Genomic DNA, 20,977 nt, shown 5'->3' on the forward strand with positions numbered 1-20,977 from the left:
GTAATGCGACCTCTTTCGATCGATGGCGCATGGGTGCACGAGCCGAAGGTCTTCCCCGACGGCCGGGGCAGCTTCCACGAGTGGTTCAAGGCACCCCTCTTCACCGAGGCAGCCGGCCACCCGCTCACCCTGGCCCAGGCCAACATGTCCGTCTCCGCTCGGGGCACCCTGCGCGGCATCCACTTCGCCGATGTGCCGCCCGGCCAGGCCAAGTACGTCAAGTGCGTGCGCGGCACGGTCCTCGACGTGATCGTGGACATCCGGACCGGCTCGCCCACCTTCGGCCAGTGGGAGATCGTCCGCCTCGACGACCGGGACCACCACGCCGTCTACCTCTCCGAGGGCCTCGGCCACGGCTTCATGGCACTCACCGACGACGCCACCGTGGTCTACCTCTGCTCCGAGGGCTACGCCCCCGAGCGCGAGCACGGCATTCACCCGCTCGACCCGGCCCTCGGCATCGACTGGCCGGCCGATCTCGCGCCGCTGCTCTCCGCCAAGGACGAGCAGGCGCCCACCCTGGCCGAGGCCCGGGAACAGGGCCTACTGCCCTCCTACGAGCAGTGCGTGGCCTACCGGGCGAGCCTCGGGCGCCGGGGCCCGGTTTGACCCGTTCGGCCGTGGCCCCGTAACCTTGACCGTCGGCGTGTCCACAGATGACGTGCCACATCCCCGTAAACCTCTTCCTCTCGGGCCAGCACCGGCCGGGAGAGGCTGCTCGCTCTGCCGGGCGGCTGGACTGCGGGGGTGCCGTTCCCGAGCGAGAGAGTGAGATCCGCGTGTACGCCATCGTGCGCAGCGGTGGTCGCCAGCACAAGGTTGCTGTCGGCGACATCGTTGAGGTTGACAAGATTTCCACTGCCCAGGTAGGCGACACGGTCGAGCTCTCGACCCTGCTCGTTGTCGACGGCGACGCTGTGACCAGCGACCCGTGGGTGCTGGCCGGCATCAAGGTCCAGGCCGAGGTCGTGGACCACCACAAGGGCCAGAAGATCGACATTCTGCGCTACAAGAACAAGACCGGCTACCGTCGTCGTCAGGGCCACCGCCAGCAGTACACGGCGATCAAGGTCACTGAGATCCCCGCGGCTGCGAAGTAAGGGACTGAGGAGAAATGGCACACAAGAAGGGCGCATCGTCCACCCGTAACGGTCGTGACTCCAACGCTCAGCGCCTCGGCGTGAAGCGCTACGGCGGTCAGGTCGTCAACGCGGGCGAGATCCTGGTCCGCCAGCGCGGTACCCACTTCCACCCCGGTGCGGGCGTCGGCCGTGGCGGCGACGACACGCTGTTCGCGCTGCAGGCCGGTGCGGTGGAGTTCGGCACCAGCCGTGGCCGCAAGGTCGTGAACATCGTTCCGGTCGCCTGATCGGAAGCTTTCGCGAGGCGGACCTCACTTCCCTCACGGGAAGCGGGTCCGCCTTTCGCGTGTTGATCAGAAGACATTCGCGTACGTAACTGGAGGCACCACACATGACCACCTTCGTGGACCGCGTCGAACTGCATGTCGCCGCGGGTAACGGAGGCCACGGCTGTGCCTCCGTTCACCGTGAGAAGTTCAAGCCGCTCGGCGGGCCCGACGGCGGCAACGGCGGGCGCGGTGGCGATGTCATCCTCACCGTCGACCAGTCCGTCACCACGTTGCTCGACTACCACCACTCCCCGCACCGCAAGGCCACCAACGGCAAGCCCGGCGAGGGCGGCAACCGCTCCGGCAAGGACGGGCAGGACCTGATCCTTCCCGTGCCGGACGGCACCGTCGTCCTCGACAAGGCGGGCAATGTGCTCGCCGACCTGGTCGGACACGGCACGTCGTACGTCGCCGCGCAGGGCGGCCGGGGCGGGCTCGGCAACGCCGCTCTCGCCTCCGCCCGCCGCAAGGCGCCCGGCTTCGCGCTGCTCGGTGAGCCGGGCGATCTGCAGGACATCGTCCTGGAGCTGAAGACCGTTGCTGACGTGGCGCTGGTCGGCTATCCGAGCGCAGGCAAGTCCTCGCTGATTTCCGTGCTGAGCGCCGCCAAGCCCAAGATCGCCGACTATCCGTTCACCACCCTCGTCCCGAACCTGGGTGTCGTGACCGCCGGGTCCACCGTCTACACCATCGCGGACGTGCCGGGACTCATTCCCGGTGCCAGCCAGGGCAAGGGCCTCGGCCTGGAGTTCCTGCGCCACGTGGAGCGGTGCAGCGTGCTCGTGCACGTCCTCGACACCGCCACCCTGGAGTCCGAGCGTGATCCGCTGTCCGACCTCGATGTCATCGAGGCCGAGCTGCGGCAGTACGGCGGGCTGGACAACCGGCCCCGGATGATCGTCCTCAACAAGGTCGACGTACCGGACGGCAAGGACCTCGCCGAGATGGTGCGGCCGGATCTGGAGGCTCGTGGTTACCGGGTCTTCGAGGTGTCCGCGGTCGCACACATCGGGCTGAAGGAACTGTCCTTCGCGCTCGCGGAGTTGGTGGCGCAGGCGCGCGCCGCCAAGCCGAAGGAGGAGGCGACGCGGATCGTCATCCGGCCCAAGGCCGTGGACGACGCGGGCTTCACCGTCACGCGCGAGGAAGACGGGCTGTTCCGGGTCCGGGGCGAGAAGCCCGAACGCTGGGTGCGCCAGACCGACTTCAACAACGACGAGGCCGTGGGCTATCTCGCCGACCGGCTCAACCGCCTTGGTGTGGAAGAGGAGTTGATGAAGGCGGGCGCCCGGAACGGAGACGGTGTCGCCATCGGGCCCGAGGAGAACGCGGTCGTCTTCGACTGGGAGCCGTCGGTGATGGCCGGTGCGGAGATGCTGGGCCGACGCGGCGAGGACCATCGCCTCGAGGCGCCGAGGCCCGCGGCACAGCGGCGGCGGGACCGGCAGGCGGAGCGGGACGAGGCGGAGCAGGAGTTCGACGACTTCGATCCGTTCTAGGCGCAGCCGAAGGGGCGGGCCGTGGGGGCGTCGGCTGGCGAATTTGGTTAACGGCGGGGAAAGTTGGCGCTGCTTCGGGGCAACCCCGTGGCTTGTGGGTGGGTCGTAGAAAGTGACAGCTCTACCCCCTGCCCCAGGAGCCTCATGAGTTACCGCACGTCGTTCCGTCGTATCGGACTTGCCGCTGCCATCGCCGTCGCCGCTGCCGTCATCGCGCCGGTGACCGCGACGGCGGCCGAGGCGCAGCCCACCGCGGTGAAGCTGCGCAGCGACTTCGACGGGGACGGATATCAGGACGTCGCCGTCGCCGCGCCCCGCGCGAAGGTCGACGGGAAGGTGCGTGCCGGGTACGTCGCCGTGGTGTACGGCTCGGCCGAGGGGCTCGACCTCGCGCACCGGCAGGTCATCAGCCAGAACAGCCCCGGTGTGCCTGGTGTCGCCGAGGCCGACGACTACTACGGCGACAGCCTCGCCACCGGTGACCTCGACGGCGACGGCTATGCGGACCTCGTGGTCGGCTCCTCCGGCGAGGATGTCGGGGAGGTCCGCGACCCGGGCACGCTCGCGGTGCTCTGGGGCGGATCGGAGGGGCTGTCCGGTGGAACCGGGGTCGCGACCGGCGAACAGACCGACGACCTCGACGTCCGGACCGCCGTGGGCGACTTCGACGGCGACGGCCACCTCGACATCGCCACGCCCGACCGCGTTCTGGCCGGGCCCTTCAGTCGTACGACGGGTGCGGCCGGCGTCACCGCCCTGCAGCTCGACGCCTCCTACGTCACGGACGACATGGCGGCCGGCGACGTGGACCACGACGGCGTCACGGACCTCGTCGCGCTCATCCATGACCCCAGCGACAGCGACACGCACGACCCGGATGCCTTCAACCGCCGCGCCGTCCACCTGCGCGGTACCCCGGACGGCCTGTCCGCCCCGGTCACCCTGAAGAACCCCGACGGGACCGTGATGCGCGGCGGCGAGAGCGTGGGTGTCGGCGATGTGGACAAGGACGGGTACGGCGATGTCGTCGTCGGCCGGACCAAGGACGGGTGGGGCGAGGTCCCGGACGTCGATCCGCAGCTGATCGGCGGTCAGGTCGGCGTCGTGTACGGCTCGGCCGCCGGCCCCGACACCTCCCGTACGACGACCGTCACGCAGGACACCCCGGGCGTGCCCGGCGCCGCCGAGTACAGCGACTTGTTCGGCTCGGACGTCGCGGTGGCCGACGTCGACGGCGACGGTTACGCGGATGTCGCCGCGGGCTCGGCGGGCGAGGATCTCGGCAGCGTGATCGCGGCGGGCCAGGTGAACGTGTTGCGCGGCAGTGCGGCCGGGCTCACCGGGACCGGCGCGAAGTCCTTCAGTCAGAACACCGCGAACGTGCCCGGCACGGCGGAGCAGAACGACTACTTCGGCGCCCGCACCGCGCTGGTCGACACCGATAGCGACGGCCGGGCCGAGCTGTACGCCGGCGCCGCGAGCGAGAACCAGGGCGACGGCGCCGTCTGGGCCTTCCGCTCCACCGCCACCGGCCCGACCGCGACCGGCTCCCTCAGCTTCGGCGCGGGGACGCTGGGCGCTGAGCCGGCGGACGCGAACCTCGGCGGTGAGTTCGCGCGGTAGCGCTCCGCGGGGCCGTCCTTCGTCTGCGGGTGCGTGGGGGCTGGTCGCGCCCACGCGGCGGAGCCGCAAATCGATACGGCCCCGCGCCCCTTCGGGGCGCTGCCCTCATCGCCTGACGGCCCATCAGGGCGTTACGGCGCGATCACTTCCGTCGTTTCTCCATCCATGCCGCAACGGGTCTCCTCTTGTCTCCCTATTTGTCATGCACGCGAACCCCTCTGTTCAACGGGTGGACCGCCCGGAAGCGTGAGCCTTGCAGTGTCCAAGAGGCCAGCGAGGCAAGGGAGTTCGCGCATGACCCCAGCCGTATCCCCCGACCGACGCCGCTTTCTGACCGCGGGCGCCGCCGTCCTGGGCGCCGCCGCCTCCGCCCAGCTGTGGCTGCCGTCGGCGGCCCGAGCAGCCGAAACCCCGCTTCCCGGCGGCGTGTTCAGCCTCGGCGTCGCCTCCGGTGACCCGCTGCCCGACGGCATCGTGCTGTGGACCCGGCTCGCCCCCGACCCGCTGAACGGCGGCGGTATGCCCGCGCGCACCGTGCCGGTGGAGTGGGAGATCGCCGAGGACGAGCGGTTCCGCAAGGGAGTGCGCCGGGGGCTCGCCCAGGCCCGGCCCGAGTACGGGCACAGCGTTCACGTCGATGTACGGGGACTGCGCCCGGGCCGTACGTACTGGTATCGCTTCCGCACCTCCGGCCAGCTCTCGCCCGTCGGCCGCACCCGCACCGCGCCCTCCCGCCTCAGCTCCGGCGGACAACTGCGCGTCGCGCTCGCCTCCTGCCAGAACTGGCAGCACGGCTACTTCACGCCGTACGCCGACATGCTCGCGCAGGACCCGGACGTCGTGGTGTTCGTCGGTGACTACATCTACGAGTCGACGCCGTCGGCGACGGCGCTGCGCAAACACGAGGGGACCGGTGAGCCGTACAGCCTCACCCAGTACCGCAACCGGTACGCGCAGTACCGCACCGACCCCGATCTCGCGGCGATGCACGCGAGCGCGCCCTTCGTGGTCAGCTTCGACGACCACGAGATCGACAACGACTTCGCCGGCGAGATCCCGCAGGACCCGGACAAGCAGACCCACGACGCGTTCGTGGCCCGGCTGACCGCGGGCTACCAGGCGTTCTACGAGCACATGCCGGTCCGGGCGAGCGCGATCCCCAGCGGACCGCACATCCAGATGTACCGCCGCCTGGAGTTCGGCCGTCTCGCCCGGCTCAATGTGCTGGACACCCGGCAGTACCGCAGCGACCAGGTGACCAGCCAGGAAGCCGCCAAGAACCCGTCGCTCACCATGCTCGGCGCCGAGCAGAAGCAGTGGCTGCTGGGCGGGCTGCACGGCTCGCCCGCCCGCTGGAACCTGGTCGCCTCGCAGATAATGGTCGCCGAGACGGATCTGCTGATCGGCGACGGCAAGCAGTGGTTCTACGACGCCTGGGACGGCTACCAGGTCGAACGCAACGCGCTGATGGCCGAGTTCGCCGAGGTCCGCAACCCGGTCGTGCTCACCGGTGACCGCCATCTGACGATGATCAGCGACCTGAAGAAGGACTACGCGGACCCGGACTCCGACGTCGTCGGCGCCGAGTTCGTGGGCACGTCCATCTCCAGCAACGGCGACCAGGACCAGGCGGCCTTCCGCAAGGAGTGGGACCCGCGGATGCCGGACAACCCGCACTGGAAGCTGCTCGACGCCCACCGCGGCTACCACCTCTTCGACCTCCGCCGCGACGGGATCGACGCGCAGGTGCGGGTCGTGGACACGGTGCGGCAGCCGACGGCGGCGGCGAGCACGCTTGCCAAGCTGCGAGTGGAGTCCGGGAAGCCGGGCGTCCACGTGGTGTAACCGTTCGCAGAGGAGAGCCTGGGACTCAGCAGAGTTCCAGGCTCTTCTTAATGTGGAATTCCGGAGCAGCGGACTTCCGGCGAGTTCTATTCGCGGCCCGTCCGATATGGCGCCGTGATGCATATGAAGAACACGTGCGTCCCCGGCCCCGATGACGTGAAGATCCGCACTCCGCGGTGGGGCTGCGGAGGCGCTGAGCCGTCCGATGTCACGCTCCGCAACGCCGATCACCTGTGGAGTTACTCACAGCAATTGCCCGGGGGTTCATGGAACCTCCGCGTCCATGACCAGGCCTGCAAGGTGAATGCCAGGTTGCGCGCACATATGCAGTGGAGGTCGCTCACCTTGCACTGCGGTAACCACAAGTGGGACCATTTCGAAGTCCCCAGTCGCCCCAAGGTAGGTCACCTGTGTCACAGCACAATGCCAAGCCCCGTACCACCGCAGTGATCCTGGCCGGTGGCACCGGCCAGCGTGTGGGTCTCTCGATCCCCAAGCAGCTGCTGAAGATCGCCGGCAAGGCAGTCATCGAGCACACCCTGACCACCTTCGAGAAGGCCGACTCGATCGACGACGTCATCGTCCTGATGGCGCCGGGCTATGTGCCGGACATTGAGAAGATCGTCGCCAAGGCCGGATTCCAGAAGGTCTCCAGGATCATCGAGGGCGGCTCCACGCGGAACGAGACCACGGAGCGCGCCATCGAGGCGCTCAGCGAGGGCCTGGCCGAGGGCGAGGACCGCAATGTCCTGTTCCATGACGCCGTACGCCCCCTGCTGTCGCAGCGCGTGATCGACGACTGCGTGACCGCGCTGGAGCGTTACCAGGCCGTCGACGTCGCCATCCCGTCCGCTGACACCATCATCGTGACCCGCACCCACGGCGAGGACGGCGAGTTCATCACCGAGATCCCGGACCGCTCCCGGCTGCGCCGCGGCCAGACGCCCCAGGCGTTCAAGCTGTCCACGATCAAGCGGGCCTACGAGGTCGCGGCCGGCGACCCCAACTTCCAGGCCACGGACGACTGCACGGTGGTCCTGCGCTATCTGCCGGACGTGCCGATCCACGTCGTCGCGGGCGACGAGTACAACATGAAGGTCACCCAGCCCGTCGACGTGTTCATCGCCGACAAGCTGTTCCAGCTGGCCTCCACCGCCACGCCCGAGCAGTTCGGCGAGGAGGCCTACCGTGAGCTGCTCGGCGGCAAGACGGTCGTCGTCTTCGGCGGCTCGTACGGCATCGGCAAGGACATCTGCGAACTCGCGCAGGCGTACGGTGCCCACGTCTACGCGCTGGGCCGCTCCACCACCGGCACGCATGTGGAGAACCCGGAGGAGGTCGACGACGCGCTGTCCAAGGCGTACGCCGAGACCGGGCGCATCGACTACGTCGTCAACACGGCGGGCGTGTTGCGCATCGGCAAGCTCGCCGAGACCGACAACGCCACCATCGAGGAAGCGCTGAAGGTCAACTACCTGGCCCCGGTGCAGATCGCGCGCTCCTCGTACAAGTACCTCGCGGAGACCAAGGGCCAGCTGCTGCTCTACACCTCCAGCAGCTACACCCGCGGCCGTGCCGAGTACAGCCTCTACTCCTCGACCAAGGCCGCCATGGTGAACCTCACCCAGGCCCTGTCCGACGAGTGGGCCGGCGACGGCATCCGCGTCAACTGCATCAACCCGGAGCGCACCGCCACCCCGATGCGCACCAAGGCCTTCGGCCAGGAGCCCGCGGGCAGCCTGCTCTCCTCCGAGGCCGTCGCCCGTACCTCGCTCGACGTGCTGCTGTCCGAGCTGACCGGCCATGTCATCGACGTCCGCCAGCAGGACCCGACGGCGGGCGCGGCGAAGGCCTCCGGCTTCGATGCGGCGCTGGCCTCGGTCCTCGACCGCCAGGACGGCGTGTAATAATTACCGCCTAGTAGATCTTGAATTCAGGCCTTTGTGGGTGCCCATTTACGGGGTGTTCACAGAGGCCTGAAGCCGTACAGAACAAAACCGGCATTCCCCCTCCAGGAGCAGGTTTCTCCGTGATTTCCACCGCTATTCGCGTCGCCCGGGTGGGCAGCGCGGCCGAGCTGGCCGCGGCGGCCTTCATGATGCTGGGCTTCCCGGCGCTCATGCTGGCCGCGCTCGTCCCGAGCGTTCCTGCCTTCGCGGCCGCGGCCGCCGTGACGTATCTGGCGGACCACTATCTGCACCACAAGGGCAGCTATCTGATCAACCGCCTGAGCAAGGTGCGCGCGGGTCTGTCGATCCGCTTCCTGATCCGGCAGCTCCTGCTGGTCCTGCTGCTGGCCCGCCTCTCCCTCGCGGACGACCTGATCTTCTACGGTGCGGTCGCGGGTTTCATCGCCTTCTACGGCCTCCAGGCCCCGCACGGCGCGCTGGTCACCCTCATCCGCAACCGCCGCCGGATGCCGGTCGCCACCCGCAATGTCGACCTGGCCTCCCGCATCCGCATCCCGGACGCCCCGCCGCGCCCGCTGCTGCACCGCTCCGCCGAGAAGATGCTCCACCTCGACCTCGCGGCCGTCACCGGCGTGATCGTCTCCGCGGGCATGAAGTCGGCCGCGGCCGGCTTCATCGGCATCGGCGTGACGCTGTTCCTGGGCTGCCTGTACGTCCTCGCGCTGGTGCCCTATGTCCGCGGCTCGAAGATCCCGCCGAACGCGGAGAAGGTGCTGGCCGCCGTCGACGACTGGCTGGGCGAGTACCGGCCGGAGACGGCGCTGTACTTCTCCGGGTCCAAGGACTCCGCGTACCAGGTCAACATGTGGCTGGAGACCATGGAGCAGCTGGACTCCAGGCCGCTGATCATCCTGCGTGAGCGCGCCATACTGGAACGGATGGCGCCCACCACGGTCCCCGTCATCTGCGTGCCCGGAGGGGTGCACCTGATGAACATGGACCTCTCCACGGTGCGCGTCACGCTGTACGCGGCGAACGTCGGCAAGAACATCCACATGCTGCGCGTCCCGACCATGAAGCACGTCTTCATCGGCCACGGCGACAGCGACAAGCTGGCCAGCGTCAACCCGTTCAGCAAGGTGTACGACGAGGTGTGGACCGCCGGGCGCGCGGGCCGCGACCGTTACGCCATCGCCGACGTCGGGGTCCGCGACGAGGACATCGTGGAGGTCGGCCGCCCGCAGCTGGCGCCGATCGAGACGTGGCAGGGCGTGCCGGAGGGCCGTATCCCGACGGTGCTCTACGCCCCCACCTGGGAGGGCTGGGACGACAACCCCGGCAACACCTCGATCCTGCTCGCCGGCGAGAACATCGTCCGCACCCTGATCACCGCCGACCCGCCGGTCCGCGTCCTGTACAAGCCGCATCCCTTCACCGGCACCCGCAGCGCCGTGGCCAAGGCCGCCCACCAGCGCATCACCGCGCTGGTCGAGAAGGCCGCCGCCGGGGCCCGGGGCCCGGTGGATGCCGCCGCGCAGGACGCCGCCAAGGCCGAGCTGGCCCGCATCGAGGCCCGTATCGCGGAGCTGTCCGGCACCGGCGCCGAGAAGCGCGACGAGGCCGAGGCCACCCGGGACGGCGTGGTCGACGTGGCCCAGCACGAGGAGATCGCCCGGCTGCGTGCCGAGTGGAACGACGCCTACTGGCGCTCCTTCCCCGCCCATGAGCACCGCGTCATCACGGGCGCCGAACCGCGCCTGTACGACTGCTTCAACGTCTCCGACGCGATGGTCTCCGACATCTCCAGCGTGGTCTCGGACTTCATCGCCAGCGGGAAGCCGTACGCGGTCACCGACTCGGCCGAGCTGGGCGAGGAGGAGTTCAAGCGGCAGAACACCGCCGTGCGCGCCGCCGTCATCCTCAGCAACAGCGCCGCCGAGCTGGGCGGGCTGCTGGCCGCCGTCCGCGACGCAGCGGCCGACCCGCTGGCCGCGGACCGCAAGGAGCTGAAGCGGTATCTGCTCGGCCCGGACGAGCCGACATCCATCGACCAGTTCAACACCGCCGTGGCGAACCTGGCGTTGAAGGCCCAGACCCGCAACCTCGGCCAGGAGTCACGGATCGCGGCGACGGAGGCGGAGCTGACGGGCTGACCGACCGTCACAAGCCCGACAGGGCCCCCGAGGAGCGAATCCTCGGGGGCCCTTTCCGTGCCCGATGAACAGACGTCACCTGGAATTCGTATGACGTAGGTCACTAATTCATGGTCTTGAGGCAACCGCTTCACTTGCTCGCCCGTCTACAAGGTTGCGAATAAAGAGATACGGGGGGAATGTCCCGTTAGCGAGGGGGAAAACGTGACCGTGGCGCAGCCTGATGTGAGCGTGATCATCGGGGCGTACGAAGCGATGCCGTATCTGGTCGAGTGCCTGGCATCCGTCGAGGCACAGACCATCGACCCGGAGCGCATCGAGGTCATCGCGGTCGACGACGGTTCGACGGACGGCACGGGGGAGTATCTGGAGGAGTTCGCGGCCCGCGCGCCGATGCACGTGACCGTGATCCGGCAGGAGAACTCGGGCGGCCCCAGCGGCCCGCGCAACGTCGGGCTGGCCAAGGCGTCCGGGCGGTACGTCTTCTTCCTCGACGCCGACGACCGGCTGGGCGCCGAGGCCCTGGAGCGGATGGTCGCGATGGCCGACCGCAACGGCACGGACGTCGTCCTCGGCAAGGTCGAGGGCATCAACCGCAAGCCGCCCAGGTCGATGTGGGGCAAGACGCTGGAGCGTACCGACGTCTACTCCTCCAACATCAAGTTCACGCTCAGTGCCCAGAAGCTGTTCCGCCGCGCGCTGCTGGACCGGCACGGCATGCGGTTCGACGAGTCCCTGTGGACCGGCGAGGACGCGCTGTTCACGATGGAGGCGTATCTGCGGGCCGACGGCGTCTCGGTGGTCGCGGACTACGTCTGCTACTACCTGGTCGGCCGTGACGACGGCAAGCATGTGACGAAGAGCGGCGGCTACACCCTGCGCTTCGACTCCGCCCGCGCCCTGATGCGCCTGATCGCCGATCTCGTTCCGGCGGGCCCGCGCCGCGACACGCTCATGGTCCGGCCCTTCCTGATCACGCTGCTGCCGCAGTTCGGCCCCAAGTACCTCAAGGACAGCGAGGAGGTACGGCTCCACAAGATGGAGCTGGCCAAGCCGCTGATGGAGGCCTACTGGACCGAAGAGGTCGCCCGCCGCCTCAAGGTCGAGGAGCGGCTGCGGCTGCACCTGGTGGCCGGGCAGCGGTCCGAACTCCTCGTCGAGGTCCTGGAGTTCCTCCGGGCGAAGAAGCAGGCCGCCGCCCTGCTGGAGAAGAAGGGCCGCCGCGTCTACCTCGCCTACCCCCTCTTCCGCGACCGCACGGCCGCCATACCCGACTCCGTCTACCTCGCAGAACCCCGCGAGGCCCGCGTCTTCCCCGGCTACCGCGAGGGCGGCGCCGACTCATTCGCCCGCAAGGTGATCCGCCGGGTACGCCGAGTGCTGCCCGCATCCGGGATGCGGACGGCGGCCTGACACTCCCTGCGGGGCCGGCGCGAAGTCAGCTGCGGTTCAGCCGCGCCCCGTAGGGGCGCGGGGAACTGCGCGACCAGCCACAACGGACCCGCGGACGAACACCGGACCCCAGCGAAGCTCAGCGTCCCGACTGAAGCGCCCGGCGGATCGGCCGACCAACGACCCGCCGGGCCTTGCGGTAGACCGAGGTCGGGGGCGGCGTCACGGCAGGCTTGGCGGAGCGTTTGAGCTCCCGCTTCAACTTGGCGTTGTCCGCGGCCAGTTCGGCGATACGGCTGTGCAGCCAGCCGAACCGGGAGGTGAGCGAGGCGATGTCCGTGTCGTTCCAGGGGCGGATGCCGGCCGGGAAGGACAGCGCGCGCATGCGCTCCTCGAAGGCCGCGCCGCCGTCGCCGTGCGTGAAGGTGTTCCGCAGTCCGTTGCGGTCCAGGAACGCCGTGAACCGCTCGAAGCGTTCCGGGTGGCCGCCCGTCAGCTCGGTGAAGTCGGCCTCCTCGTACAGCCGCGCGGGGTCCGTGGCTCCGGGGTCCTCGGGCAGCTGGTCGATCCTGCGGTGCGGGATGCCGAAGTAGCGGCACAGCTCCAGCGTGCGCGAGTCACCGCACAGCACGGTCGCGGGCGTGCCGGCCAGCAGCGCCGCGATGTTGCCGTGGATACGGGAGCCGAAGGAGAAGTCGAACGGGCGCAGATCGTCGATCCACGTGACCGGGTCGACGTAGACGCGGACCTTGTCCTCCCGGTACATCGGATGGTCCGGGTGCGTCGGCATCGCGGTGATCCGGCCGTTGGGGTCCGACAGATCCCGCCAGTGCAACTGCCGTGCGTCGCTGAGGTTCTGGCCGATGAACCGGAGATGCGGGTAGCGCTCGTGGGCGTGACGGATGATCCGGTCCAGGCCCTGCGACCGTACCGCGCTGTGCGAGCCGTTGACGGCGATCCGGGATGCGGCGGACAGCTCCGGCTGCCGCTTGGACACGGCGAGTTCCTTGCCGTGGAGGAACAGCGACGGGCAGCCGATCACCTCGACGTCCCTGAACCCCATGTCCTTGAGGTACGTCTCCGTGAACTCGCCCCGCACGCCGATCGAGGCGCTGCGGTCCAGCACCGCCGAGACGAACTCGCGCACGGCCGGCTCGATGGGCTTCAGCCGCGCCGGGTCGTAGGTCAGCCCGGTCTGCGCGCCGACACCCATCACGACGACCGGGATCCGCAGCTGGGCAATGAGCCGCGTCAGCCGCCTCAACTGCGGCTCGAACGACGGCCGGAAGGCGTTGGCCAGCGGCACGACGAAGGCGTCGTACTCCTCGTTGATCCGGGCCGCCGCGGAGACGTCCGTACGGATGCCGTTGGAGACGACCTCGGTATCCGGTGTCTCGAGGATCTTGTGCGCGGCGTCGCTGAAGATCAGGTTGCCGGAGTTGGTGGCGAACACGTCCCGGTGGAGGGCTTCCTCGATGGGGACGACGTCGTACGGGCTCTTCCCGGAACGGAGCAGAATGCGCTGCACGCAGGCGCCGTGGCGATCTTTAGGTGGCACGGCGTTCACGTTAAATTTGCATGGCGTTTGATTACTAGAAGCAACCGGTACAACCTTTTTACCGTGTGCGACCTGTGAGGACACGGTTACCGGACGCACGTCCAGGGACTGATATCGATGCGCGGTTCCTGGCCCCCTTCGCGTAGATTGCGGACAGCCGAGTGCGAGGGGACGGAAAGCGAAGTGGCAGGGGCAAGGCAGGCCGTGAGCGAGGCCCGCAGGATCGTCGTCAAGGTGGGATCCTCGTCGCTGACCACCGCGTCCGGCGGCCTGGACGCCGACCGCGTCGACGCACTCGTGGACGTCCTCGCCAAGTGCCGCAGCGGCGGGGAGCGGGAGATCGTCCTCGTCTCCTCCGGCGCCATCGCGGCCGGACTCGCCCCGCTGGGCCTGCGCCGCCGCCCCAAGGACCTGGCCCGGCAGCAGGCCGCCGCCAGCGTCGGCCAGGGGCTGCTCGTCGCCCGCTACACCGCCTCCTTCGCCCGCTACGGCGTCCGCGTCGGCCAGGTGCTGCTGACCAGCGACGACATGAGCCGCCGCGCCCACCACCGCAACGCGCAGCGCACCCTCGACAAGCTCCTCGCGATGGGCGCCCTGCCGGTCGTCAACGAGAACGACACCGTCGCCACGGACGAGATCCGCTTCGGCGACAACGACCGGCTCGCCGCCCTCGTCGCCCACCTCGTACGGGCCGACCTGCTGGTGCTGCTCTCCGACATCGACGGCGTGTACGACGGCGACCCGAGCAAGCCGGGTACCGCGCGGATAGCGGAGGTGCGTGAGCCGTCGGACCTTGCGCACGTGGAGATCGGCAGCGCGGGCAAGGCCGGAGTCGGCACCGGCGGCATGGTCACCAAGGTCGAGGCCGCCCGCATCGCCGCTGCGGCCGGCATCTCCGTCGTGCTGACCAGCGCCATCCATGCCACCGAGGCGCTGTCCGGCGGTGACACCGGCACGTACTTCCACCCCACCGGCAAGCGCTCCGCCGACCGACTGCTGTGGCTGCAGCACGCGTCCACCCCGCAGGGCTCGCTGACCCTGGACGACGGGGCGGTGCGGGCGGTCGTCGAGCGCCGCACGTCGCTGCTGCCGGCCGGAATCGCCGCCGTCGAGGGCGAGTTCAGCGCGGGCGACCCCGTCGAGCTGCGCGACACCGCGGGGCGTGCGGTGGCCCGCGGGCTGGTCAGCTTCGACGCCAAGGAGATCCCCCAGCTGCTCGGCCGCTCGACCCGGGAACTCGCCCGTGAACTGGGCCCGGCGTACGAACGCGAAGTCGTACACCGGGACGACCTCGTGATCCTGCACCCGTAAAAGGTGACCGTTGCGCAAAACAGCCCCGCGGCGGCTTGCGGCCTGCTCAACTTTGTCTTAAGGACCAATCCCTTGGGGACCCATTCCGCACGACCATCGTAAGGAGGCCGTCGTGAGACGAGTGCGCCCTGGGGCGGCGGCGTCCCGCGACGGTGTTCCCTCCCGCGCGGGCGGCGAGGAGCGCGCCCTGACCAGCGTCGCGGCCGGCGACCGGTACGAGGAGCCCAAGGACGCGCCCCGCCTGTGGCATGTCACCTTGAGCGTCTCCGGCGCCGAGACCCCGCTGAAGGAGGTACGGCGCTGCCTCGAGCAGCTCGCCCACGACCACCCCTTTCTGCTGACCAGCCGCTACGCGGTCGACCACGCCGAGATCCGCTACTGGGAAGAGGCCCGCGACCTGCACGACGCCGCCGCCGTCGCGCTGCGCCTGTGGGGCGAACACCGCCAGTCCGCGGGGCTGCCGCCCTGGGAGATCGTCGGCCTGGAGGTCATCGACCGCGAGACCTACCACCAGCGGATCGCGGAGGGGTACGGACCGCCACCGGCGTCACCGGTAGGCGTCCACCCGTATTGAGCGGTCGTTTTGCCGAGTCTGGGCGGCTTGTCTCGGGGTTTGGGATGACTGCCGGACGCGCCCGTCCGGCGCACTACGCTTCCCTCATGACCACGCTTTCGCCGTACGACTCGATGTCCCCGGTCACCCGGGCCGCCTACCGCGCCAAGGCCGCCGCAGCCGACCTCGCGCCGCTGCCGCGGGCCGAGAAGGACGACGCGCTGCTCGCCATCGCGGACGCGCTGGAGGTCCGTACGAGCGAGATCGTCGAGGCCAACGCAAAGGACATCGCCAAGGCCCGTGAGGCCGGCACCAGCGAGGCCATCGTCGACCGGCTGACGCTGACGCCGGAGCGGGTCCGGGCGATCGCCTCCGACGTGCGGGACGTCGTGGCCCTGCCCGACCCGGTCGGCGAGGTCGTCCGCGGCTCGACCCTCCCGAACGGCATCGACCTGCGCCAGGTCCGCGTCCCGCTCGGCGTCGTCGGGATCATCTACGAGGCCCGCCCGAACGTCACCGTGGACGCCGCCGCCCTCTGCCTGAAGTCCGGGAACGCCGTGCTGCTGCGGGGCTCCGCCTCCGCGTACGAGTCGAACAGTGCCCTGGTCCGGGTGCTGCGCGACGCCGTGGGCGGTGCGGGGCTGCCCGCCGACGCCGTCCAGCTCGTGCCCGGCGAGAGCCGCGAGAGCGTGCGCGAGCTGATGCGTGCGCGCGGTCTGGTCGACGTACTGATCCCGCGCGGCGGTGCCTCGCTGATCCAGACGGTCGTCCAGGAGTCCGTCGTCCCGGTCATCGAGACCGGCACCGGCAACTGCCACGTCTACGTCGACGCGCACGCCGACCTCGACATGGCCATCGACATCCTGATCAACTCCAAGGCGCAGCGCGTCAGCGTCTGCAACGCCGCCGAGACGCTCCTGGTCCACCAGGACATCGCGCCGGAGTTCCTGCCACGCGCCCTGGACGCCCTCGCGGAGGCCGGGGTCACCGTGCACGCCGACGAGCGGGTGCTGGCGTACGCGAAGGACTCCAAGGCCACGGTCGTCGAGGCCACGCCGGAGGACTGGGAGACCGAGTACCTGTCGTACGACATCGCCGCGGCGGTCGTCGACTCCCTCGACAAGGCCGTCGAGCACATCCGGCTGTGGACCTCCGGTCACACCGAGGCGATCGTGACGACCTCGCAGCAGGCCGCCCGCCGCTTCACCCAGCTGGTCGACTCCACCACGGTCGCCGTGAACGCCTCCACGCGCTTCACCGACGGCGGCCAGTTCGGCTTCGGCGCGGAGATCGGCATCTCCACGCAGAAGCTGCACGCACGCGGCCCGATGGGCCTGCCGGAGCTGACCAGCACGAAGTACATCGTCACGGGGGACGGGCACGTACGGCGCTGAGCGCGCCCCCGGCTCGCGCCGATGCCGTCACGAGAGCTGTCTCACAAGGCGGATGAATTTCCATACCGTCTGCCCAAATTGACCCCCCAGGTCTACTCTGGATCCGTGCCGGAGGACGTGGGGGGCACGCCGTTCCCTGACGGCTGGGAGCCCGACGACGACCACGACCGCGGGGTGTCGGACGAAGAGTTCGCCTCCGTGGTCTTCGACGAGGCCTTCGTGCGGGCGGCCGTGGTGCACGAGCCGACCGCCGTCGAACGCCTCCTGGCCGCCGCCCAGGCCAGAGCCGAGGCCTCCGAGGCAGAGGCCCGCCGGGCCCACCGCAGAGGCGAGCGCTACGACGACGGCTACGGCCCCGACGATCGCGGCGGTTTCGGCCATGATCCGGACTTCGACGACCTGGACGACCCCGACACCCTCAACGGCCGCTACGGCGCTCCGGGGACCTATGGCAAGCAGGTCCGCTGGCACCGCCCGGTCGCCTGGATGCTCGCCATCCTGATGGGCATCGGCATGGTCGCGCTGGCCTTCACGGCGGTCTACCGGGGCGCGTCCTCGGGTAACCGGGACAGGGTCCCGCCACCCGCCTCCACCGGCCTCGAACAGGGCAGTGCGGCGGCACCCTCCGCTTCCGCCAGCTATTCCCAGCCACCGGTCCCCGCGACCCCGCGCACCCCCTGACACCTGCCCGGACAGACCCTGACCATCCTGGTGAGAACCTGTCAGAACTTGTCGTGTACCAGGGCGTTTACCGGGCCTTCCGGAGACCTACTCTGAAGATATGGGAGGGCCTTCAGACCCACCCGAGGGGACACCCGAGGGCGGCCCCGGAGGTGGCGAGGACGAATACCGATCCGTCGTCTTCGACGAGTCGTTCGTCCGGGCTGCCCGCCTCCAGGAGTTCTCCGCACAGGAGCGCATGGCCGACCACGCACCCGCCGTACGGCGCCGTCCGCCGGTGCGCCGGGGCCTGTCCCGGCAGGCGCTGATCCTGGTCCTGCTGATCGCGGTCGCCTTCGGCACCGCGATCTATATGGGCGTACGACACCCCTACCAGACCCCGCCGACCCGGCAGCCCGCCGAGCCCTTGCGGATGACCGTCATCCCGCTCGCTCCGCAGGGCAAGGTGCCCGGCGCCGCCGACCCCGAGGAGCTGTTCGCGCACAGCCCCGCCGCGCAGTACCGCGTCGGCGCCGAGGGCATACCACTGCCCGCCACCCGGCGCACCGAGCACTTCTCGGACAGCCAGGTCGTAAGCGCCCTGAACACCGCCAAGGACTACCTCGTCCGCTCCTCCCTCTACCCGGAGGTGCTCACCGGCGGACAGGTCCGGCCCGTGCGGGTCCTGGTCGCCCCCGACCAACTCGACCAGTTCGACCAGAGTTTCCGGCAGCCGACCGCCGACGGCAGGCATGCGCCGACCGGATGGTTGGTTCGCTTCGATCCGAACAGGGTCGAGCTGGCCGACGACAAGATCCGCGTCCAGGGCAGCCTGCATGCGGCCGAGGCCGACTCGTCCACGCTGGAGGTCACCTCGGACCACACCTTCGTGTACGCGCTACGGCCCACCGGCGCCGGCGAGAAGGCCGAGGCGTCGCTGTTCACCGTCCGCCGTGAGCTGCACTTCCGCTTCGACCGCGACGACCTGCGCCTCCAGCAGGCCCAGCTGGCCGTCTCCTACGTCCAGGCCGGGCCGGTCTCCTGCGCGGACGACTCCACGAACCATCTGCGCCCGCTGCTGGCCGGCCAGACCGCCAAGGGCGGCGGCCCGGCCGGCACGGACCCCTACGCCACGGGCAGCGCGACGGCGCTGTGCGGGACGCTGGCGCAGAGCGCGCAGCCGAAGGTGTGAACCCCGGAGCCGCGGTCTCAGCGGCCCGCAGTGGCTGGGCTGCCTCGGTGACGTCAGCGGTTCGTCAGCGGTTGTCGCCGTCCCGGCCCGTGCTGTCGTCGCCGTCCGGGCCCGTGCTGTCGTCGCGCGGAGGCTGGTCCTTCGGCGTGGACTCGGCCGAGCCGCCCGCCGGGCCGGCGAAGCCGCTGAAGCCGCGGCGCACCCGGCCGCCCAGGTCCCCCGCCCCGCCGGCGAGATCGCTGACCAGCTTCATCAGCGGGTCCTTGGAGGTCCTGACGTGCGTGGCGTAGTGCGACGCCGAGTCCCGGAACGAGTCCGAGACCGAGGTGTCCTTGTCCTCGCTGCGCCGCGGGTAGTGGCCGTCCATGATCCGCTGGTAGTCGCGGGACTCCGACCACTTCTTCAGCTCGGCCGCCCGGATGGTGGTGAAGGGGTGGGAGCGGGGCAGCACGTTCAGGATCTTCAGCACGGAGTCGCGCAGGTCGCCGCCCGCCTCGTACTCCTCGGCCTGCTTCAGGAACGCGTCCACGTTCATCTCGTGCAGGTGGTTGCCGCCGGCCAGCTTCATCAGGCCGCGCATCGAGGCCGTGAGGTCCTGGCCGACCAGGAGGCCCGCGCGGTCCGCGGACAGCTCCGACTTGCGGAACCACTCGCGCAGCGCGGTCACGATCGCCATGATCGCCAGGTTGCCCAGCGGGATCCAGGCGACCCTGAGCGCGAGGTTGGTCAGGAACAGCAGGATGGTCCGGTACACGGCGTGGCCGGACAGGGCGTGGCCCACCTCGTGCCCGATGACCGCCCGCATCTCCTCCTCGTCGAGCAGCTCGACGAGGCCGGTGGTGACGACGATGATCGGCTCGTCCAGGCCGATGCACATCGCGTTCGGCTGCGGGTCCTGGTTGACGTACATCGGCGGGACCTTCTCCAGGTCCAGGATGTAACAGGCGTCCCGCAGCATGTCGTTGAGGTGTGCGAACTGCTGGTCCGAGACGCGCACCGAGTCGGACAGGAACAGCAGCCTGAGGCTGCGCTCGGGCAGCAGACCGCTGAGCGCCTTGAAGACCGTGTCGAAGCCGCTCAGCTTGCGCAGCGCCACCAGGGCGGAGCGGTCGGCCGGATGCTCGTACGCACGCGAGGAGATTCCAGGGAAGCGCCTGCGCTGCCTGCTCGGCACGTTCTCGTGCCCGTTGTGCTCGTGGCCGTCGGACATGTCTTCCCCCATGTGCGTGTGTGTGGCCCTTTGCGGACCCTTGTGCGGCCCTTTGCGCCCCCGAAGCAGAGCCCAGCCTAGGCGGATATACCGTGGACGGGCAGTACAGCGAAGGAGTCCGTCATGGAGCACAGCCCCGCGTCCGCCTGGCTCACCGGAGCCGCGAACGCCGCCGAACAGCAAGGGGCGGGGAATCTGCTCCGGGTCGTACTGATCGTGATGGTGCTGGGCTGTGTCCTGACCGCGTGGTTCCTGCTGCGGGGGTACAAACAAAAGGACGACTGAGACGGCCGGGAAGTTCCGTCGGCCCGCCTGCCGAGTACCGACGGCGGAGTCGGCGTGAGGGCCGCCGGGCCGCCCGCTTACCATGGGCCGACGTCTTTATCCCGCCCACACCGGATAGGTACTGCCGAAGATGAGCTTCCACAGCACCGCAGCCCAGTTGGTCACCCTCGCCGCCGAGGGCGAAGAGCACAGCGGCAACCACGAGAGCCTCAGCCCTTATCTGACGGGTGGCGCCGCGCTCTTCATCCTGCTGCTCCTGCTGTGGATCACCACCCGCTTCAACCGCGACCGCTGAAGCCTCCGGCCGGTGTCCTCAGGACGGGCCGGTAGGGTCTGCACGCATGGGAGAGCAGGACATGCCTACCGGCCCGACGAATGCGGGCAAGCGCCGCCTCGGCGTCATGGGCGGGACGTTTGACCCGATCCACCACGGTCACCTCGTGGCGGCCAGCGAGGTCGCCGCGCAGTTCCACCTGGACGAAGTGGTGTTCGTCCCGACCGGCCAGCCATGGCAGAAGAGCCACCGCAACGTCTCCCCGGCCGAGGACCGCTATCTGATGACGGTCATCGCGACCGCCGAGAACCCGCAGTTCTCGGTGAGCCGTATCGACATCGACCGCGGCGGGCCGACGTACACCGTCGACACCCTGCGCGACCTGCGCGCGCTCAACCCCGACACGGACCTGTTCTTCATCACGGGCGCCGACGCCCTCGCCCAGCTCCTCACCTGGCGGGACACCGAGGAGTTGTTCTCCCTCGCGCACTTCATCGGGGTCACCCGACCCGGCCACCATCTGACGGACGCCGGTCTCCCGGAGGGTGGTGTCTCTCTCGTGGAGGTTCCCGCGCTGGCCATCTCGTCCACCGATTGCCGTGCGAGAGTCGCCAAGGGAGACCCCATCTGGTACATGGTGCCGGACGGAGTCGTGCGCTACATCGACAAGCGCGAGCTGTACCGCGGCGAGTGAGCCGAGAGGGGCA

19 protein-coding genes are annotated in these 20,977 nt (G+C 69.6%); 17 read left to right on the plus strand and 2 right to left on the minus strand.

The window, feature by feature from the left end; genetic code table 11:
* Window positions 1-3 precede the first annotated feature (3 nt).
* The 9 genes from rfbC to ACTWQO_RS27450 all read left to right on the plus strand — a co-directional run bounded on the left by rfbC (window position 4) and on the right by ACTWQO_RS27450 (window position 11,854).
* Complete coding sequence (gene rfbC / locus ACTWQO_RS27410) at window positions 4-609, plus strand: dTDP-4-dehydrorhamnose 3,5-epimerase (protein WP_443240036.1); 606 nt, start codon at window positions 4-6, stop codon at window positions 607-609.
* Between the two features lie 170 nt (window positions 610-779).
* Entirely contained in the window at window positions 780-1,100 is a 321-nt protein-coding gene (gene rplU / locus ACTWQO_RS27415) for a 50S ribosomal protein L21 (RefSeq protein WP_007449531.1), read from the plus strand.
* Between the two features lie 14 nt (window positions 1,101-1,114).
* Window positions 1,115-1,369, plus strand: coding sequence for a 50S ribosomal protein L27 (rpmA, locus tag ACTWQO_RS27420; RefSeq protein WP_067016788.1), 255 nt, complete (start codon window positions 1,115-1,117; stop codon window positions 1,367-1,369).
* Between the two features lie 104 nt (window positions 1,370-1,473).
* Entirely contained in the window at window positions 1,474-2,910 is a 1,437-nt protein-coding gene (gene obgE, locus ACTWQO_RS27425) for a GTPase ObgE (protein ID WP_443240037.1), read from the plus strand.
* Between the two features lie 144 nt (window positions 2,911-3,054).
* Window positions 3,055-4,533 carry an FG-GAP-like repeat-containing protein gene (locus ACTWQO_RS27430; RefSeq protein ID WP_443240038.1) on the plus strand — a complete coding sequence of 493 codons (1,479 nt, stop codon included), beginning with the start codon at window positions 3,055-3,057 and terminating at the stop codon, window positions 4,531-4,533.
* Between the two features lie 294 nt (window positions 4,534-4,827).
* The gene (locus ACTWQO_RS27435; RefSeq protein ID WP_443240039.1) at window positions 4,828-6,378 is read left to right on the plus strand and encodes an alkaline phosphatase D family protein; all 1,551 of its coding nucleotides are present in this window, start codon (window positions 4,828-4,830) and stop codon (window positions 6,376-6,378) included.
* Between the two features lie 410 nt (window positions 6,379-6,788).
* Complete coding sequence (locus ACTWQO_RS27440; protein WP_362935551.1) at window positions 6,789-8,285, plus strand: bifunctional cytidylyltransferase/SDR family oxidoreductase; 1,497 nt, start codon at window positions 6,789-6,791, stop codon at window positions 8,283-8,285.
* 122 nt (window positions 8,286-8,407) lie between these two features.
* Window positions 8,408-10,441 carry a hypothetical protein gene (locus tag ACTWQO_RS27445; RefSeq protein WP_443240040.1) on the plus strand — a complete coding sequence of 678 codons (2,034 nt, stop codon included), beginning with the start codon at window positions 8,408-8,410 and terminating at the stop codon, window positions 10,439-10,441.
* Window positions 10,442-10,645: 204 nt separating this feature from the next.
* Window positions 10,646-11,854, plus strand: coding sequence for a glycosyltransferase family 2 protein (locus tag ACTWQO_RS27450; protein WP_443240041.1), 1,209 nt, complete (start codon window positions 10,646-10,648; stop codon window positions 11,852-11,854).
* 118 nt (window positions 11,855-11,972) lie between these two features.
* Here ACTWQO_RS27450 and ACTWQO_RS27455 read toward each other — a convergent pair whose 3' ends face one another.
* Window positions 11,973-13,391, minus strand: a complete 1,419-nt coding sequence (locus ACTWQO_RS27455; RefSeq protein ID WP_443240042.1) for a polysaccharide pyruvyl transferase family protein — start codon at window positions 13,389-13,391, stop codon at window positions 11,973-11,975.
* Between the two features lie 204 nt (window positions 13,392-13,595).
* On the opposite strand from ACTWQO_RS27455, the gene proB reads away from it, so the two are divergent.
* The 5 genes from proB (at window position 13,596) to ACTWQO_RS27480 (ending at window position 18,501) form a co-directional block, all read left to right on the plus strand.
* Window positions 13,596-14,702: a glutamate 5-kinase gene (gene proB, locus ACTWQO_RS27460; RefSeq protein ID WP_443240043.1), complete on the plus strand. Its 1,107-nt coding sequence runs from the start codon at window positions 13,596-13,598 to the stop codon at window positions 14,700-14,702.
* A gap of 121 nt (window positions 14,703-14,823) precedes the next feature.
* Entirely contained in the window at window positions 14,824-15,276 is a 453-nt protein-coding gene (locus ACTWQO_RS27465) for a hypothetical protein (RefSeq protein ID WP_301987333.1), read from the plus strand.
* Between the two features lie 86 nt (window positions 15,277-15,362).
* Window positions 15,363-16,649, plus strand: coding sequence for a glutamate-5-semialdehyde dehydrogenase (locus tag ACTWQO_RS27470; RefSeq protein WP_443240044.1), 1,287 nt, complete (start codon window positions 15,363-15,365; stop codon window positions 16,647-16,649).
* A 105-nt stretch (window positions 16,650-16,754) separates the two neighbouring features.
* The gene (locus tag ACTWQO_RS27475) at window positions 16,755-17,330 is read left to right on the plus strand and encodes an SCO2584 family spore wall biosynthesis protein (protein WP_443240045.1); all 576 of its coding nucleotides are present in this window, start codon (window positions 16,755-16,757) and stop codon (window positions 17,328-17,330) included.
* Between the two features lie 100 nt (window positions 17,331-17,430).
* Complete coding sequence (locus ACTWQO_RS27480; protein ID WP_443240046.1) at window positions 17,431-18,501, plus strand: SCO2583 family membrane protein; 1,071 nt, start codon at window positions 17,431-17,433, stop codon at window positions 18,499-18,501.
* Window positions 18,502-18,565: 64 nt separating this feature from the next.
* Here the strand turns inward: ACTWQO_RS27480 and ACTWQO_RS27485 are convergent, their stop codons facing one another.
* Entirely contained in the window at window positions 18,566-19,723 is a 1,158-nt protein-coding gene (locus ACTWQO_RS27485) for a M48 family metallopeptidase (protein WP_443240047.1), read from the minus strand.
* Window positions 19,724-19,834: 111 nt separating this feature from the next.
* On the opposite strand from ACTWQO_RS27485, the gene ACTWQO_RS27490 reads away from it, so the two are divergent.
* The 3 genes from ACTWQO_RS27490 (at window position 19,835) to nadD (ending at window position 20,964) form a co-directional block, all read left to right on the plus strand.
* Complete coding sequence (locus ACTWQO_RS27490) at window positions 19,835-19,996, plus strand: hypothetical protein (RefSeq protein ID WP_443240048.1); 162 nt, start codon at window positions 19,835-19,837, stop codon at window positions 19,994-19,996.
* A 130-nt stretch (window positions 19,997-20,126) separates the two neighbouring features.
* Window positions 20,127-20,291 carry a hypothetical protein gene (locus tag ACTWQO_RS27495; RefSeq protein ID WP_443240049.1) on the plus strand — a complete coding sequence of 55 codons (165 nt, stop codon included), beginning with the start codon at window positions 20,127-20,129 and terminating at the stop codon, window positions 20,289-20,291.
* A gap of 46 nt (window positions 20,292-20,337) precedes the next feature.
* Complete coding sequence (nadD, locus tag ACTWQO_RS27500; RefSeq protein WP_443240050.1) at window positions 20,338-20,964, plus strand: nicotinate-nucleotide adenylyltransferase; 627 nt, start codon at window positions 20,338-20,340, stop codon at window positions 20,962-20,964.
* Window positions 20,965-20,977: the final 13 nt, after the last annotated feature.

The organism is Streptomyces sp. 4N124 (assembly GCF_052245395.1).
GTDB lineage: Bacteria > Actinomycetota > Actinomycetes > Streptomycetales > Streptomycetaceae > Streptomyces.

What these genes read in the sequence shown, in the direction of transcription:
- rfbC (WP_443240036.1), top strand. Translation starts at nt 4, where the DNA reads ATGCGACCTCTTTCGATCGATGGCGCATGGGTGCACGAGCCGAAGGTC.
- rpmA (WP_067016788.1), top strand. Translation starts at nt 1,115, where the DNA reads ATGGCACACAAGAAGGGCGCATCGTCCACCCGTAACGGTCGTGACTCC.
- obgE (WP_443240037.1), top strand. Translation starts at nt 1,474, where the DNA reads ATGACCACCTTCGTGGACCGCGTCGAACTGCATGTCGCCGCGGGTAAC.
- ACTWQO_RS27430 (WP_443240038.1), top strand. Translation starts at nt 3,055, where the DNA reads ATGAGTTACCGCACGTCGTTCCGTCGTATCGGACTTGCCGCTGCCATC.
- ACTWQO_RS27435 (WP_443240039.1), top strand. Translation starts at nt 4,828, where the DNA reads ATGACCCCAGCCGTATCCCCCGACCGACGCCGCTTTCTGACCGCGGGC.
- ACTWQO_RS27470 (WP_443240044.1), top strand. Translation starts at nt 15,363, where the DNA reads ATGACCACGCTTTCGCCGTACGACTCGATGTCCCCGGTCACCCGGGCC.
- ACTWQO_RS27480 (WP_443240046.1), top strand. Translation starts at nt 17,431, where the DNA reads ATGGGAGGGCCTTCAGACCCACCCGAGGGGACACCCGAGGGCGGCCCC.
- ACTWQO_RS27485 (WP_443240047.1), bottom strand. Translation starts at nt 19,723, where the DNA reads ATGGGGGAAGACATGTCCGACGGCCACGAGCACAACGGGCACGAGAAC.
- ACTWQO_RS27490 (WP_443240048.1), top strand. Translation starts at nt 19,835, where the DNA reads ATGGAGCACAGCCCCGCGTCCGCCTGGCTCACCGGAGCCGCGAACGCC.
- ACTWQO_RS27495 (WP_443240049.1), top strand. Translation starts at nt 20,127, where the DNA reads ATGAGCTTCCACAGCACCGCAGCCCAGTTGGTCACCCTCGCCGCCGAG.
- nadD (WP_443240050.1), top strand. Translation starts at nt 20,338, where the DNA reads ATGGGAGAGCAGGACATGCCTACCGGCCCGACGAATGCGGGCAAGCGC.